Below are 1,535 nucleotides of genomic sequence, written 5' to 3'. Positions count from 1 at the left end.
TTCCCTGTGTGTCAGGCTGTTGTGTGACAGGTTCCCTGTTGCTGGAGCCGGTGCAGTGCGGGGAAAGGTCCATCATGGATTTCGTTATGCCTGTTCGTGTTTCGAACCGGAAGCACTTCACTACCGACCAGAAGCACGCGATGCTGGACGAGTACGACAAATGCCTCGAGTGGGGCTCTAAGGCCGCATTCATCAGGGCGGCACGCATCACCGAGGCCACCATGAACCGTTGGTGCCGCCAGCGGGAGGCCGGGGAGCTGAGGTCCAGATCGGACAACCTGGAGGAGGACCAGCGATTGAACGCGGGCGATAAGCAGTTGCTCAAACGGGTCTTGAAGGAAAACGAAATCCTCAAGGCCAAGCTGGCCCGGTCCGAGGCTGCCGTGGACATTCTGGGAAAAGCTTCCGCGCTCTTGGACGCGATGGCCAAGAGCGCGGCGGCGACGGATCCAAAAGTGGAGGAGCCGGAGCCGGGCCGGCCGGAGTGGCTGACGCCAAAACCTGGAAAGACATCGCCCTGAGCTTTGCCGGGAAACTGATCACGGCCGGCTGGTCCGCGGTGAAGGCCTGCGCCCTGGTAGGCGTTCACCGCACGGCCTGGTACCGGCATCTGAGCCCGCCTACGCGGCCGGGGATCATGGTGCCCCATCCCGACCGCGCCTACCCGAACCGGATCACCGAGGCCGAGGCCGACGCTTTCATGGAGCTGCTGAACTCCAGGGAATACGCCAACCTCTCCGTCACCCAGGCCTACTACCGGATGCTCGACGCGGGGCACTGTTTCTTTTCCATCGCCGCCGCCCACCGCATCGTGGCCCGGAACGGACAGAACGGCGACCGCCGCGAGCAGCGCACGGGCACCGGCCCCAAACGAGCCAAACCCATCATCCACGCGACCGCCCCGAACCAGCTCTGGAGCTGGGACATCACGATGCTCCACGGCCCGGGAAAACATACCTACCGGCTCTACGCGATCCTGGACGTCTTCTCCCGCAGAGTCGTCGGGCACCGCGTCGAACACACCGAAACGGCCGCCCTCGCCGCGGCACTGATCAACGGCGCGGTCACCGCAAACCGGCAGCACCCTGCCGTGCTCCACGCCGACAACGGCGCACCCATGCGCGCCGGCAGCACCCTCCAGCTAGCCCAGTCCCTGGGCATCACACTGTCCTACTCCCGCCCGCGGGTCTCCGACGACAACCCCTACTCGGAATCCCTGTTCAAGACAGTGAAATACGACCTGGACTTTCCCCGCCGATTCCAGGACCTCCAGCACGCCCGCGACTACATGGCGGCATTCTTCGTGGACTACAACGCCAACCACCGCCACAGCGGCCTGAACTACTACACGCCCGACACCGTCCACGAAGGACGAGTCGACCAGGCACGCCAACGCCGCCAAGCAACCCTCAACGCCTGCCACGCCCGGCACCCTCACCGCTACCGAAACAAACCCACCGCACCAGCCGCCCCGACCCACGCCGGCATCAACCACAAAACCAACCCGCTGTCACAAACAGCTTGATTCATTCCGA

Annotated in this window: 2 protein-coding genes; both read left to right on the top strand. The window is 64.3% G+C overall.

Features of this window, described 5'->3' with window-relative positions; translation table 11 throughout:
• The first annotated feature begins 86 nt into the window (after window positions 1–86).
• Entirely contained in the window at window positions 87–521 is a 435-nt protein-coding gene (locus AC1DKQ_RS22365) for a hypothetical protein (protein ID WP_476920275.1), read from the top strand.
• Window positions 485–1,525: an IS3 family transposase gene (locus tag AC1DKQ_RS22360; RefSeq protein ID WP_476920274.1), complete on the top strand. Its 1,041-nt coding sequence runs from the start codon at window positions 485–487 to the stop codon at window positions 1,523–1,525. Before AC1DKQ_RS22365 ends, AC1DKQ_RS22360 begins: the two co-directional genes overlap by 37 nt.
• The last annotated feature ends 10 nt before the right edge of the window (window positions 1,526–1,535 follow it).

This window comes from Arthrobacter sp. 05L421, from assembly GCF_056397785.1.
Note: the sequence above shows the minus strand (reverse complement) of the source record. Positions and strands in the feature narration are given on the sequence as shown.

Bases quoted from the DNA above. Each gene is read 5' to 3' on its own strand.
- AC1DKQ_RS22365 (WP_476920275.1), top strand. From the start codon at position 87: ATGCCTGTTCGTGTTTCGAACCGGAAGCACTTCACTACCGACCAGAAG.